The sequence below is a fragment of the Pseudomonas glycinae genome, assembly GCF_001594225.2.
GTDB lineage: Bacteria > Pseudomonadota > Gammaproteobacteria > Pseudomonadales > Pseudomonadaceae > Aquipseudomonas > Aquipseudomonas glycinae.
The window spans coordinates 5,018,491-5,032,627 of the sequence record NZ_CP014205.2 but is presented as its reverse complement, the minus strand read 5'-3'; the positions used below and the strand labels follow the sequence as shown (position 1 = coordinate 5,032,627).

The 14,137-nt window shown below is 60.0% G+C and carries 11 protein-coding genes; 7 read left to right on the top strand and 4 right to left on the bottom strand.

The window, feature by feature from the left end:
- The first annotated feature begins 14 nt into the window (after positions 1-14).
- Positions 15-2,285, top strand: coding sequence for an ATP-dependent Clp protease ATP-binding subunit ClpA (gene clpA / locus AWU82_RS23085; protein ID WP_007951436.1), 2,271 nt, complete (start codon positions 15-17; stop codon positions 2,283-2,285).
- Positions 2,286-3,270: 985 nt separating this feature from the next.
- On the opposite strand, the gene infA is transcribed toward clpA, so the two are convergent.
- The 3 genes from infA to aat form a co-directional block, all read right to left on the bottom strand.
- A complete protein-coding gene (gene infA, locus AWU82_RS23080; RefSeq protein WP_002553999.1) occupies positions 3,271-3,489 on the bottom strand; it encodes a translation initiation factor IF-1 in 219 nt (72 codons plus the stop codon).
- A gap of 112 nt (positions 3,490-3,601) precedes the next feature.
- On the bottom strand, positions 3,602-4,309 hold the full coding sequence (locus AWU82_RS23075; RefSeq protein WP_064380683.1) for an arginyltransferase: 708 nt from the start codon (positions 4,307-4,309) through the stop codon (positions 3,602-3,604).
- Positions 4,310-4,367: 58 nt separating this feature from the next.
- A complete protein-coding gene (gene aat, locus AWU82_RS23070; RefSeq protein WP_064380682.1) occupies positions 4,368-5,048 on the bottom strand; it encodes a leucyl/phenylalanyl-tRNA--protein transferase in 681 nt (226 codons plus the stop codon).
- A 521-nt stretch (positions 5,049-5,569) separates the two neighbouring features.
- Here aat and AWU82_RS23065 point away from each other — a divergent pair.
- The 6 genes from AWU82_RS23065 (at position 5,570) to cysG (ending at position 13,085) form a co-directional block, all read left to right on the top strand.
- Positions 5,570-7,978: a DNA translocase FtsK gene (locus AWU82_RS23065; protein ID WP_084776936.1), complete on the top strand. Its 2,409-nt coding sequence runs from the start codon at positions 5,570-5,572 to the stop codon at positions 7,976-7,978.
- Between the two features lie 74 nt (positions 7,979-8,052).
- Complete coding sequence (gene lolA / locus AWU82_RS23060; RefSeq protein ID WP_011334944.1) at positions 8,053-8,673, top strand: outer membrane lipoprotein periplasmic chaperone LolA; 621 nt, start codon at positions 8,053-8,055, stop codon at positions 8,671-8,673.
- A 24-nt stretch (positions 8,674-8,697) separates the two neighbouring features.
- Positions 8,698-10,020, top strand: a complete 1,323-nt coding sequence (locus AWU82_RS23055; protein WP_007958186.1) for a replication-associated recombination protein A — start codon at positions 8,698-8,700, stop codon at positions 10,018-10,020.
- A complete protein-coding gene (gene crcB / locus AWU82_RS23050; RefSeq protein WP_064380678.1) occupies positions 10,020-10,394 on the top strand; it encodes a fluoride efflux transporter CrcB in 375 nt (124 codons plus the stop codon). Before AWU82_RS23055 ends, crcB begins: the two co-directional genes overlap by 1 nt.
- 15 nt (positions 10,395-10,409) lie before the next feature.
- Positions 10,410-11,690, top strand: coding sequence for a serine--tRNA ligase (gene serS, locus AWU82_RS23045; protein WP_064380676.1), 1,281 nt, complete (start codon positions 10,410-10,412; stop codon positions 11,688-11,690).
- The gene (cysG, locus tag AWU82_RS23040) at positions 11,691-13,085 is read left to right on the top strand and encodes a siroheme synthase CysG (protein WP_064380673.1); all 1,395 of its coding nucleotides are present in this window, start codon (positions 11,691-11,693) and stop codon (positions 13,083-13,085) included.
- Positions 13,086-13,130: 45 nt separating this feature from the next.
- Here cysG and AWU82_RS23035 read toward each other — a convergent pair whose 3' ends face one another.
- Positions 13,131-14,132 (bottom strand): glutathione S-transferase family protein, encoded by a 1,002-nt coding sequence (locus AWU82_RS23035; protein WP_064380671.1) that lies wholly within the window; start codon positions 14,130-14,132, stop codon positions 13,131-13,133.
- Between the last annotated feature and the right edge of the window lie 5 nt (positions 14,133-14,137).

The following is a 14,137-nucleotide window of genomic DNA, read 5'->3' as shown; positions in this document are numbered from 1 at the left end:
TATGAGGTGAAGCTATGTTAAACCGCGAGCTCGAAGTCACCCTCAATCTTGCCTTCAAGGAGGCACGTTCGAAACGTCATGAGTTCATGACCGTCGAACACCTGCTGCTGGCCCTATTGGACAATGAGGCTGCCGCCACCGTATTGCGTGCCTGCGGCGCAAACCTCGACAAACTCAAGCACGACCTGCAGGAGTTCATCGACTCCACTACGCCACTGATCCCCGTCCACGACGAGGATCGCGAAACCCAGCCAACCCTGGGCTTCCAGCGTGTACTGCAACGTGCTGTCTTTCATGTGCAGAGCTCGGGCAAACGCGAAGTGACCGGCGCCAACGTGCTGGTTGCAATCTTCAGTGAGCAAGAGAGTCAGGCGGTGTTCCTGCTGAAACAGCAGAGCGTTGCACGCATTGATGTCGTCAACTATATCGCCCACGGCATTTCCAAAGTGCCGGGGCATGGCGATCACTCTGAAGGTGAACAAGATATGCAGGACGATGAGGGCGGTGAGTCTTCTTCTTCAGGCAATCCGCTGGACGCTTATGCCAGCAATCTCAACGAACTCGCACGCCAGGGCCGGATCGATCCGCTGGTCGGGCGTGAAACGGAAGTCGAGCGTGTCGCGCAGATTCTTGCGCGCCGTCGCAAGAACAATCCGCTGCTGGTGGGCGAGGCGGGCGTGGGTAAAACCGCGATTGCCGAAGGCCTGGCCAAGCGCATTGTCGACAACCAGGTGCCGGACCTGCTGGCCAACAGCGTCGTTTACTCACTCGATCTGGGCGCTCTGCTCGCGGGCACCAAGTATCGCGGTGACTTCGAGAAGCGCTTCAAGGCGCTGCTCAACGAGCTGAAAAAACGTCCGCAGGCGATCCTGTTCATCGACGAGATCCACACCATTATCGGTGCAGGTGCCGCTTCGGGCGGCGTCATGGATGCCTCGAACCTGCTCAAGCCGCTGCTGTCGTCTGGCGACATTCGCTGCATCGGTTCGACCACGTTCCAGGAATTCCGTGGCATCTTCGAAAAAGACCGCGCCCTGGCGCGTCGCTTCCAGAAGGTCGATGTCGTCGAGCCGTCGGTGGAAGATACCATCGGTATCCTGCGCGGTCTGAAAGGGCGCTTTGAACAGCATCACAACATCGAATACAGCGATGAGTCACTGCGCGCCGCTGCGGAACTGGCTTCGCGCTACATCAATGACCGGCACATGCCGGACAAGGCCATCGATGTGATCGACGAGGCCGGCGCTTATCAGCGTCTGCAACCGGTCGAGAAGCGTGTGAAACGCATCGAAGTCCCTGAAGTCGAGGACATCGTTGCGAAAATCGCGCGGATTCCGCCGAAGCACGTCACCAGCTCCGACAAGGAACTGCTGCGTAACCTCGAGCGTGATCTGAAGCTGACGGTGTTTGGTCAGGACGCGGCGATCGATTCGCTGTCGACTGCGATCAAATTGTCCCGTGCCGGCCTCAAGTCGCCTGACAAGCCTGTCGGTTCGTTCCTGTTCGCAGGGCCGACCGGTGTTGGTAAAACCGAAGCCGCGCGTCAATTGGCCAAGGCGTTGGGGATCGAACTGGTGCGCTTCGACATGTCCGAGTACATGGAGCGTCACACCGTATCGCGTCTGATCGGTGCGCCTCCGGGTTATGTCGGTTTCGACCAGGGCGGTCTGCTGACCGAAGCGATCACCAAGCAGCCGCATTGCGTATTGCTGCTCGATGAAATCGAGAAGGCGCATCCGGAAGTCTTCAACCTGCTGCTGCAGGTGATGGACCACGGCACGCTGACTGACAACAACGGGCGCAAGGCGGACTTCCGCAACGTGATCGTGATCATGACCACCAACGCCGGTGCTGAAACGGCGGCACGTGCTTCGATCGGCTTCACCCATCAGGACCACTCGTCCGATGCGATGGAAGTGATCAAGAAGAGCTTCACGCCGGAATTCCGCAACCGTCTGGATACCATCATTCAGTTTGGTCGCCTCAGTCATGAGGTTATCAAAAGTGTGGTGGACAAGTTCCTCACCGAACTTCAGGCGCAATTGGAAGACAAGCGTGTGCTTCTGGAGGTTACCGATGCGGCGCGCAGCTGGCTGGCGGCCGGTGGGTACGATTCGGCCATGGGCGCTCGTCCGATGGCGCGTCTGATCCAGGACAAGATCAAGCGTCCGCTGGCGGAGGAGATTCTGTTTGGCGAGCTGGCCGAGCATGGCGGTGTGGTTCACATCGACATCAAGGATGGTGAGCTGACGTTTGACTTCGAGACCACTGCAGAAATGGCCTGACGGCTGGTAAGTGAAAAGGCGCCTTCGGGCGCCTTTTTATTGTCTGTTTGTTTGGTGTGAATATCCGTTGTTGCGGTAACGGCTTCTTAGGGTTCCGCCCTTACGGCGGGTCACTTTTGGCAAACGCCCGGAATGCCGGCCCAGCCAAAAGTAACCAAAAGGTCTCTAACCCTGACGTACGGCCCCTCGCTGAGGCTCGGGGTTCCTTCGCTCCGGGATCGATCCGGGGGCATCGCCTACGGTTTGCTTCGCTGCACCTCCTCTCGATGTGTTTGGCTTCGCCAAACGGTCGCTGCGCTCCCACCCCCGGATCAATCCCTCCACTCAGCCTGCCGACGGGCCCTGTGATCAAAAGCTTTACTCGAGCTAACGCTCATCGTTTTGAGTGGGTAGGAGCGGGGCTTGTTCGGCTTTGGTTTTGTGGTGGGTTTACTCCTCACCCCAGCCCTCTCCCCGAGGAGAGGGAGCCGATTTGTGGGCTTTTCAAAACTTGAGTTCGACTCGGTACTTCACGTCGGCGTAGCTCTCCAAACACCTCGTTCAGTTCCCTCTCCCTACGGGCGGTCCGACGTTTCGGGAGGGCTAGGGTGAGGGAAGGCTCTTGATCTGGCTGTTGCTCTGGCCCTGGCTTTTGATTTTTTGCCCCTTCGGCAGGCCGAGCGGAGGTGTTCATCAGGGGGTAGGCGCGCAGCGCCGTGCGGCGAAGCCGCATACATCGAGAGGAGGTGCAGCGAAGCAAACCGTAGGCGATGCCCCCTGGTGGACACCGTAGCGAGGGAACACTGAGCCTAGGCGAAGTGCCGTACGCCGGGGCAAAAGCCTTTTGGTTCCTTTTTGGCGTTTGAAAAAGGGACTCGCTGTAAGAGCGAAACCATAAGAAGCCGTTACCGCAGCAACGGATATACACCCAAAACTCAAGCACAAACCCAAAACCCAGACAAACAAAAACGCCCGGCATTAAGCCGGGCGTCTTGTATTGACTTGATTAGCGAGCGCGGTAAGTAATACGCCCTTTGCTCAAGTCATAGGGCGTCAGCTCGACGCGCACTTTGTCACCGGTAAGAATACGAATGTAGTTCTTGCGCATCTTGCCGGAAATATGCGCGGTTACGACGTGCCCATTTTCCAACTCCACACGAAACATGGTGTTGGGCAGGGTGTCGACGACAGTGCCTTCCATTTCGAAGCTGTCTTCTTTCGACATGCAGTAAAGCCCTCGGTATCCAATGAATGGCCCGGTGCAACTGCGCCAGGCAAAAGCGGCGTGCATTGTGCCCGAAAAATGGGGTTTACGCCAAGGGGTTTAGGGTTTGCATTCAGTTCAGGATGACCCAGCGCTGATTAATGAGCAGTTCAATGGGCCGATATTGGGTCTTGTAGTTCATCTTTTTGCAGTTTTTGATCCAGTAACCCAGGTAGACCGCCTCAAGCCTCAGGCGCTGGGCTTCGGCGATTTGCCAGAGGATGGCGTAGCGCCCGAGGCTGCGGCGTTCTTCCTGCGGTTCGTAAAAGGTGTAAACCGCTGACAGGCCGTTGGGCAGGAGGTCGGTGACGGCCACTGCCAGCAACCGTCCGTCGAGCCGGAACTCGTAAAAGCGGGAGAAGGGCAGGTCGCGTACCAGAAAAGTCGAGAATTGATCACGGCTCGGCGGGTACATGTCGCCATCCGCGTGGCGCTGTTCGATGTAGCGCTGATAAAGGTCGAAATACTCTTCGCTGAACGCCGGCTTGACCGGGCGCACCTGCAAATCGCTGTTGCGTTTGAAAATGCGTTTCTGCTGCCGGTTGGGGTTGAACTGCGCAACAGGAATGCGCGCAGGCACGCAGGCATTGCAGTTCTGGCAATGCGGGCGGTACAGGTGATCGCCGCTGCGACGAAAGCCCATTTCTGACAGGTCTGCGTAGACATGCACATCCATGGGCTGGCTCGGGTCGAGAAACAGGGTCGTCGCCTGTTCCTCGGGCAGATAACTGCAAGAGTGAGGCTGAGTGGCATAAAACTTCAACCGCGCCAACTCGGTCATGATCAACCCTCAAGGGTAAGCTGGTGAATTAAGTGTAAGCCACGCGCGCAAAAGTCGCTCAGCAAACCCAGGTAGCAAGATTGGGTTGATCGAGGTATCTGGTCAGATAGTCGGCGAATGTCTGCCGTGAAATGGCCCGGGCGCCGAGGCTGTGCAGGTGGTCGGTTGGCATCTGACAGTCGATCAGCGCGAAACCCGCTTCCTTGAGATGTTGCACCAGTGTGGCAAAGCCGTACTTGGAAGCATTGTCCGCACGGCTGAACATCGACTCGCCGAAGAACAGTTGCCCCATCGCCAGGCCGTACAGGCCGCCGACCAGTTCGCCCTGATCCCAGACTTCCACCGAATGGGCAAAGCCACGTCGATGCAGTTCGATATAGGCGTCCTGCATCGCCTCGGTGATCCAGGTGCCGTCGGCGTATTCCCGGGGAGCGGCGCAAGCGCGGATCACGGCGTCGAAATCCTGATCGAAGGTTACTCGATAGCGTTGTTTACGCATCAATTTGCCAAGGCTGCGCGAGACGTGCAGTTCGTCGGGAAAAAGCACGGTGCGCGGATCCGGCGACCACCACAGAATCGGCTGACCTTCGGAAAACCACGGAAAGCAGCCGTGACGATAGGCCTGGATCAGGCGATCGGCGGACAGGTCGCCACCGGCCGCCAGCAATCCGTTGGGATCGCGCATGGCCTTTTCCAGTGGCGGGAAAGTCAGTGAGTTGCGTTGTAACCAAGTCAGCATGGCGTCCGGGCTTGCAGAAGGGGAGGGCGGTGGGCGCTGGGCCCGCGGTAAAGTGTGCCGGGAAATGACGCGAATGTCCTCCGTTGCAGTACGGCTTTTGCGTAGCTGCAACTTGAGCATCCGGATGCGGTCGTAATCGGGCGTTGCACCGGTGCGAGCAAGCTTGCCGACGTCAATGTGTGGCGTTCATGGGAGATGAGGTGCGCATGCTTCGCTACGTTCATCAAATACACCTCATAAGCCTTTGTCACAAAAGACAATGCATGCTCAAATTGAACGCCGGGTATTGTGCGTTTGGCTATGCTTGAACCAGAGACCTGGAAGCATGGCATCGAACGCGCAAACCCGTACAATGCCGGGCTGTTACAGAATATTCGCCGCGTGCCGTGTTTATAAAAGGCGGGGCGCAGTGTTAAAAGTAGTCTCCGTTGCGCCCGTCAATTTTTTACCTGCCTGGATTGGGCAGTTTTTTATCGTCATTCAATAGATGGACGCGCCTCTGGCGCAGGAAAAGAAGCGTTTTGAAGAAATCCACGGAAGCACCAAAAACAGTCGTTCCGCTTTGGCGCCAGCAATTGCACTACCGGCTCAAGGAAGGTGCATTGATCGCCATCGGCGCCTTGTGCCTGTTCCTGATGATGGCTTTGCTGACCTACGGCAAGGACGATCCGGGCTGGAGCCACAACAGCAAGATCGATGACGTGCAGAATTTCGGTGGCCCGGCGGGCTCCTACAGCGCCGACATCCTGTTCATGGTGCTGGGTTACTTCGCGTACATCTTCCCGTTGCTGCTGGCGATCAAGGCGTATCAGATCTTCCGTCAGCGCCACGAGCCGTGGCAGTGGAGCGGCTGGCTGTTCTCCTGGCGCCTGATCGGCCTGGTGTTTCTGGTGTTGTCCGGCGCCGCGCTGGCGCACATTCATTTCCATGCACCCACCGGATTGCCGGCCGGCGCGGGTGGTGCGCTGGGTGAAAGCCTTGGTGACCTGGCCCGCAATGCCCTGAACATTCAGGGCAGTACGTTGCTGTTCATTGCGCTCTTCCTGTTCGGCCTGACGGTGTTCACCGATCTGTCGTGGTTCAAGGTGATGGACATCACCGGCAAGATCACCCTCGACCTGTTCGAACTGTTCCAGGGCGCGGTCAACCGTTGGTGGTCGGCGCGTACCGAGCGCAAGCAACTGGTCGCGCAGCTGCGTGAAGTCGACGATCGCGTGCATGACGTGGTTGCACCGACGGTCACCGACAAACGCGAGCAGGCCAAGGTCAAGGAGCGTCTGATCGAGCGCGAACAGGCCCTGAGCAAGCACATGTCCGAGCGCGAGAAACAGGTGCCGCCGGTCATCGCCCCGGCCCCGGTCAAGGCGCCGGAGCCAAGCAAGCGCGTGCAGAAAGAGAAGCAGGTGCCGTTGTTCGTCGACAGCGCCGTGGAAGGCACCTTGCCACCGATCTCGATCCTCGATCCCGCGGAAAAGAAACAACTCAATTATTCGCCTGAATCCCTGGCCGCGGTCGGCCACTTGCTGGAGATCAAGCTCAAGGAATTCGGCGTCGAAGTCACCGTGGATTCGATCCATCCCGGCCCGGTCATTACCCGTTACGAAATCCAGCCTGCTGCGGGCGTGAAGGTCAGCCGAATCGCCAACCTGGCAAAAGACCTTGCGCGTTCGCTGGCCGTGACCAGCGTGCGGGTGGTGGAAGTGATTCCGGGCAAGACGACGGTCGGTATCGAGATCCCTAACGAAGACCGGCAGATCGTGCGCTTCTCCGAAGTGCTGTCGACCCCCGAGTACGACAACTTCAAATCGCCAGTCACTCTGGCCCTGGGCCACGACATCGGCGGCAAACCGGTCATCACCGATCTGGCAAAGATGCCGCACCTGCTGGTGGCCGGTACCACCGGTTCCGGTAAGTCGGTGGGCGTGAACGCGATGATCCTGTCGATCCTGTTCAAATCCGGCCCGGACGACGCCAAGCTGATCATGATCGACCCGAAAATGCTCGAGCTGTCGATCTACGAAGGCATTCCACACCTGCTGTGCCCGGTCGTGACCGACATGAAGGACGCCGCCAACGCCCTGCGCTGGAGCGTGGCCGAGATGGAACGTCGCTACAAGCTGATGGCGAAGATGGGCGTGCGAAACCTGTCCGGCTTCAACGCCAAGGTCAAGGAAGCCCAGGATGCCGGCGAGCCGCTGAGCGATCCGCTGTACAAACGCGAAAGCATCCACGACGAAGCGCCGCTGTTGCAGAAGCTGCCGACCATCGTCGTGGTCGTGGACGAATTCGCCGACATGATGATGATCGTCGGCAAGAAGGTCGAAGAACTGATCGCCCGTATCGCCCAGAAGGCGCGTGCGGCCGGTATCCACCTGATCCTTGCTACCCAGCGGCCGTCGGTGGACGTGATCACCGGTCTGATCAAGGCCAACATCCCGACCCGGATGGCGTTCCAGGTGTCGAGCAAGATCGACTCCCGGACCATTATCGACCAGGGCGGCGCCGAGCAACTGCTCGGCCACGGTGACATGCTGTACATGCCGCCGGGCACCAGCCTGCCGATTCGGGTTCACGGCGCCTTCGTGTCCGACGATGAAGTTCACCGGGTGGTTGAAGCCTGGAAACTGCGCGGCGCGCCGGAATACAACGACGACATCCTCAACGGTGTCGAAGAGGCGGGCAGTGGTTTTGAAGGCAGCAGCGGCGGCGGTGACGGCGACGATCCGGAAGCCGACGCGCTGTACGACGAAGCCGTGCAGTTCGTACTGGAAAGCCGTCGCGCCTCCATCTCCGCTGTACAGCGCAAGCTGAAGATCGGTTACAACCGTGCCGCGCGCATGATCGAAGCCATGGAAATGGCCGGGGTCGTGACGTCGATGAACACCAACGGTTCCCGCGAAGTCCTGGCCCCTGGCCCGGTACGCGACTGATTCGATTGATCCAAATGCAATGGGCGGTGCATGAAGCGCCGTCCTCTTTCCCACGAGTATTCAAGAGGACTCCCATGCGTCTTATCCGCATGTTGCTGCCGGTACTGGCTTTGACCACCCTCACGGCTCACGCCGATGACAAGGATGTGGCTCGCCTGACCCAATTGCTCGAAACATCCAAGACCCTGACCGCCAACTTCTCCCAGCTGACCCTCGACGGCAGCGGCACCCAGTTGCAGGAAACCACCGGCGACATGACCCTGCAGCGTCCGGGCCTGTTCTACTGGCACACCAATGCGCCCGCCGAGCAGACCATGGTCTCCGACGGCAAGAAAGTCACCCTGTGGGACCCGGACCTGGAACAGGCCACCATCAAGAAGCTCGATGAACGTCTGACCCAGACCCCGGCACTGTTGCTGTCCGGCGACGTATCGAAAATCAGCCAGAGCTTCGACATCACCGCCAAAGAGGCCGGCGGCGTGATCGACTTCACCCTGAAGCCGAAAACCAAGGACACCCTGTTCGACAGCCTGCGTCTGTCGTTCCGCAACGGTCTGGTCAATGACATGCAACTGATCGACAGCGTCGGCCAGCGCACCAACATCCTGTTTACCGGTGTGAAGGCCAACGAAGCGGTCCCGGCATCGAAGTTCAAGTTCGACATCCCGAAGGGTGCCGATGTGATTCAGGAATAAACACAGAGGTTTCAACAGTACGTGATGGATCTGTTTCGCAGTGCACCGATTGCCCAGCCACTGGCCGCCCGTTTGCGGGCGACCAATCTGGATGAGTACGTCGGTCAGGAACACGTGCTCGCTCGCGGCAAGCCTCTGCGCGAAGCGCTGGAGCAGGGTGCCCTGCATTCGATGATCTTCTGGGGCCCGCCGGGCGTGGGCAAGACCACGCTGGCGCGGTTGCTGGCGGAAGTCTCGGATGCGCATTTCGAAACGGTCTCCGCGGTGCTGGCCGGGGTCAAGGAGATCCGTCAGGCGGTGGAAATCGCCAAGCAGCAGGCCGGCCAATACGGCAAGCGCACGATTCTGTTTGTCGATGAAGTACACCGCTTCAACAAGTCTCAACAGGACGCCTTCCTGCCGTACGTTGAAGACGGCACGCTGATCTTCATTGGCGCCACCACCGAAAACCCTTCGTTCGAACTGAACAACGCATTGCTGTCGCGGGCGCGAGTCTATGTACTCAAGAGCCTCGACGAAGCGGCGTTGCGCAAACTGGTGCACCGCGCACTCACCGAAGAGCGTGGTCTGGGCAAGCGTCATCTGACCCTCAGCGATGAAGGCTTCCAGATGCTGCTGTCTGCCGCCGACGGCGATGGCCGGCGCCTGCTGAACCTGCTGGAAAACGCCTCGGATCTGGCTGAAGACAACAGTGAGATGGGCACCGAGCTGTTGCAAAGCCTGCTCGGCGACACTCGCCGGCGCTTCGACAAGGGCGGCGAAGCGTTCTACGACCAGATTTCCGCGCTGCACAAGTCAGTGCGCGGCTCCAATCCGGATGGTGCGCTGTACTGGTTTGCGCGAATGATCGACGGCGGCTGCGATCCGCTGTACCTCGCCCGGCGCGTGGTGCGCATGGCCAGCGAAGACATCGGCAACGCCGATCCTCGTGCCTTGAGTCTGTGCCTCGCCGCGTGGGAAGTGCAGGAACGTCTCGGCAGCCCGGAAGGTGAGTTGGCAGTGGCTCAGGCCATCACTTATCTGGCCTGTGCGCCGAAAAGCAACGCGGTGTACATGGGCTTCAAGACCGCGCTGCGCGCCGCCGCCGAACATGGCTCGCTGGAAGTGCCGCTGCACCTGCGCAATGCGCCGACCAAATTGATGAAGCAATTGGGTTATGGCGACGAATACCGTTATGCCCACGACGAGCCAGACGCCTACGCGGCCGGCGAAGACTATTTCCCGGAAGAACTCGACCCGATTCCGTTCTACCAGCCGGTGCCCCGTGGCCTGGAGTTGAAGATCGGCGAAAAGCTCAACCACCTCGCCCAACTTGATCGATTAAGCCCCCGGCAGCGGAGAAAATAGTGGTTCCACTGATCGTTGCAGTCTCCGTCGGCGGGATTGCCGGCACCTTGTTGCGCTTCGCCACCGGCAATTGGGTCAACGCCAATTGGCCGCGGCACTTCTATACCGCGACGCTGGCCGTTAATATCGTGGGCTGTCTGCTGATTGGCGTGCTGTACGGCCTGTTTTTGATACGCCCGGAAATACCGATTGAGGTGCGTGCCGGGTTGATGGTCGGCTTCCTCGGGGGGCTGACGACTTTTTCATCCTTTTCACTGGATACGGTGCGCCTGCTGGAAAGCGGGCAAGTGCCGCTGGCCCTGGGCTATGCGGCCATCAGCGTATTCGGCGGGCTGCTCGCGACCTGGGCCGGCCTGTCCCTGACCAAACTTTGATAACGAGAAACCGACATGCTCGATTCCAAACTGTTACGTAGCAACCTTCAGGACGTAGCGGACCGCCTGGCTTCCCGTGGCTTTGCCCTGGATGTCGCGCGCATCGAAGCGCTGGAAGAACAGCGCAAGACCGTCCAGACCCGCACCGAAGCACTGCAGGCTGAGCGTAACGCGCGTTCCAAATCCATCGGTCAGGCCAAGCAGCGCGGCGAAGACATCGCGCCGCTGATGGCGGACGTCGAGCGCATGGCGGGCGAACTGAGCGCCGGTAAAGTCGAGCTGGACGCGATCCAGACCGAACTGGATTCGATCCTGCTGGGTATCCCGAACCTGCCGCACGAATCGGTTCCGGTCGGTGAAGACGAAGACGGCAACGTCGAAGTCCGTCGCTGGGGCACCCCGACCGCTTTCGATTTCCCGGTACAGGACCACGTGGCCCTGGGCGAGAAATTCGGCTGGCTCGACTTCGAAACTGCCGCCAAGCTGTCGGGCGCACGTTTCGCCCTGCTGCGCGGCCCGATTGCCCGCCTGCACCGCGCACTGGCGCAGTTCATGATCAACCTGCACGTCACCGAGCACGGCTACGAAGAGGCCTACACGCCTTATCTGGTTCAGGCTCCGGCGCTGCAAGGCACCGGCCAATTGCCGAAGTTCGAAGAGGACCTGTTCAAGATCGCTCGCGAAGGCGAAGCCGATCTGTACCTGATCCCGACCGCCGAAGTGTCGCTGACCAACATCGTGGCCGGTGAAATCGTCGATTCGAAACAGCTGCCGATCAAGTTCGTCGCTCACACTCCGTGCTTCCGCAGCGAAGCCGGCGCGTCGGGTCGTGACACTCGCGGCATGATCCGTCAGCACCAGTTCGACAAGGTCGAGATGGTGCAGATCGTCGAGCCGTCGAAGTCGATGGAAGCGCTGGAAAGCCTGACCGCCAACGCCGAGAAAGTTCTGCAACTGCTGGGTCTGCCTTACCGCACCCTGGCGCTGTGCACCGGCGACATGGGCTTCAGCGCGGTCAAGACGTACGACCTGGAAGTGTGGATCCCGAGCCAGGACAAATACCGTGAAATCTCGTCGTGCTCCAACTGCGGCGACTTCCAGGCCCGCCGTATGCAGGCGCGTTTCCGCAACCCGGAAACCGGCAAGCCTGAGCTGGTGCACACCCTGAACGGTTCCGGTCTGGCGGTCGGTCGTACCTTGGTGGCCGTGCTGGAAAACTATCAGCAGGCCGACGGTTCGATCCGTGTGCCGGACGTGCTGAAGCCGTACATGGGTGGCCTTGAGGTCATCGGTTAAATGAAATATCTGCCGCTGTTTCACAACCTGCGCGGCAGTCGTGTGTTGGTTGTCGGTGGGGGGGAGATTGCCTTGCGCAAGTCCCGCCTGCTGGCCGATGCCGGTGCGCTGCTGCGGGTGGTCGCACCTGAAATCGAAGCGCAACTGCGCGAACTGGTTGCCGCCAGCGGTGGCGAATGCCTGCTGCGTGGCTACACCGAAACGGATCTGGACGGTTGCGGGCTGATCATTGCCGCCACCGATGACGAAGCCTTGAACGCGCAAGTCTCCGCCGATGCCCATCGGCGCTGCGTGCCGGTCAATGTGGTCGATGCGCCGGCGCTGTGCAGCGTGATTTTCCCGGCGATTGTCGATCGTTCACCGCTGATCATCGCGGTCTCCAGTGGCGGCGATGCGCCGGTGCTGGCCCGACTGATTCGCGCCAAGATCGAAACCTGGATTCCCTCGACCTACGGCCATCTGGCCGGTCTGGCCGCGCGGTTTCGCGATCAGGTCAAAGGCCTGTTTCCCGATGTGCAGCAACGTCGCGGTTTTTGGGAAGACGTGTTCCAGGGGCCGATTGCTGATCGCCAACTGGCAGGACAGGGCGCCGAAGCCGAACGTTTGCTGCAAGCCAAGATTGACGGCGAAGCCATGGTCACGACCGGTGAGGTGTATCTGGTGGGCGCAGGACCGGGCGATCCGGATCTGCTGACCTTCCGCGCCTTGCGCCTGATGCAGCAAGCCGATGTGGTGCTGTACGACCGCTTGGTCGCTCCGGCGATTCTTGAACTGTGCCGTCGCGATGCCGAGCGGGTCTACGTCGGCAAGCGTCGCGCCGATCACGCCGTGCCGCAGGATCAGATCAACCAGCAACTGGTGGATCTGGCCAAGGCCGGCAAGCGTGTGGTGCGGTTGAAGGGCGGGGATCCGTTCATTTTCGGCCGTGGCGGCGAAGAGATCGAGGAACTGGCGGCCCATGGCATCCCGTTCCAGGTGGTGCCGGGCATCACGGCGGCCAGCGGTTGCGCGGCGTATGCCGGGATTCCGCTGACCCATCGCGATTATGCGCAGTCGGTGCGTTTCGTCACCGGGCACTTGAAGGACGGTTCCACCGACCTGTTGTGGGCGGACCTTGTCGCGCCGGCGCAGACCTTGGTGTTCTACATGGGCCTGGTGGGATTGCCGATCATCTGCGAGCAGTTGATCAAGCATGGTCGCGCCGCCGATACCCCGGCAGCGCTGATCCAGCAGGGCACCACGGTCAATCAGCGGGTCTTCACCGGCACGCTGGCCGACCTGCCGCGTCTGGTGGCGGAGCATGAAGTGCATGCGCCGACGCTGGTGATCGTCGGCGAAGTGGTGCAACTGCGCGAGAAACTGGCGTGGTTCGAGGGCGCTCAGGGTCAAATCTGACGACTCTGAAGGGATTGTTCCCACGCTGTGGGAACAATCCTGCTTTCAACCTCTGCGCCAGACTCCTTTCCCGCCCAACCGGTCCCGGTCATGGGCAACAGTGAAATCCTGCTTCGGCCCCTTCGGCACAACCCCGGTCGGGTTGATGGTCTTGTGGCTGCCGTAGTAGTGATGCTTGATGTGCTGGAAATCCACGGTCTCGGCAACGCCCGGCCATTGGTACATCTCACGCAGCCAGTTCGACAGGTTCGGATAATCGCTGATCCGCCGCAGATTGCATTTGAAGTGCCCGTGGTACACCGCGTCGAAACGGATCAGCGTGGTGAACAACCGCACGTCCGCCTCGGTGAGGTATTCGCCCGTCAGATACCGGTTGGCGTCGAGCACCTGCTCCAGATGATCCAGTTCGGCAAACACATCATCGAACGCTTCTTCATAGGCGTTCTGCGAGGTGGCAAACCCGGCGCGGTACACGCCGTTGTTCACGGCGGGGTAGATCCGCTCGTTCAGCGCATCGATTTCGCCGCGTAATGGTGCCGGATAGAAGTCCAGATCGTTGCCGGTCAAGTCATCGAAGGCGCTGTTGAACATGCGGATGATCTCCGCCGATTCATTGCTGACGATGCGCTTGAGCTTCTTGTCCCACAGCACCGGCACGGTGACGCGACCGGTGTAGTCGGCGGTGTCAGCGGTGTAGCGCTGGTGCATGAAATCGAAGTGGTCGAGTTTGTCGCCGGTCGAACCGAGGTTCTGATCGAAGGTCCAGCCGTTTTCCAGCATCAGCCAGCTGACGACGGAAACGTCGATCAGACTTTCCAGGCCCTTGAGCTTGCGCAGGATCAGCGTGCGATGAGCCCATGGACAGGCGAGAGAGACATAAAGGTGATAACGCCCGGCTTCGGCGGCGAAACCGCCTTCACCGCTCGGGCCCGGCTCGCCGTTGCGAGTGACCCAGTTACGGCGCTGCGCCTGTTCGCGCTGGAACGCGCCGTCCTTGCTGCTTTCGTACCACTTGTCCTGCCAGCGGCCGTCGACGAGTAAACCCATGATCA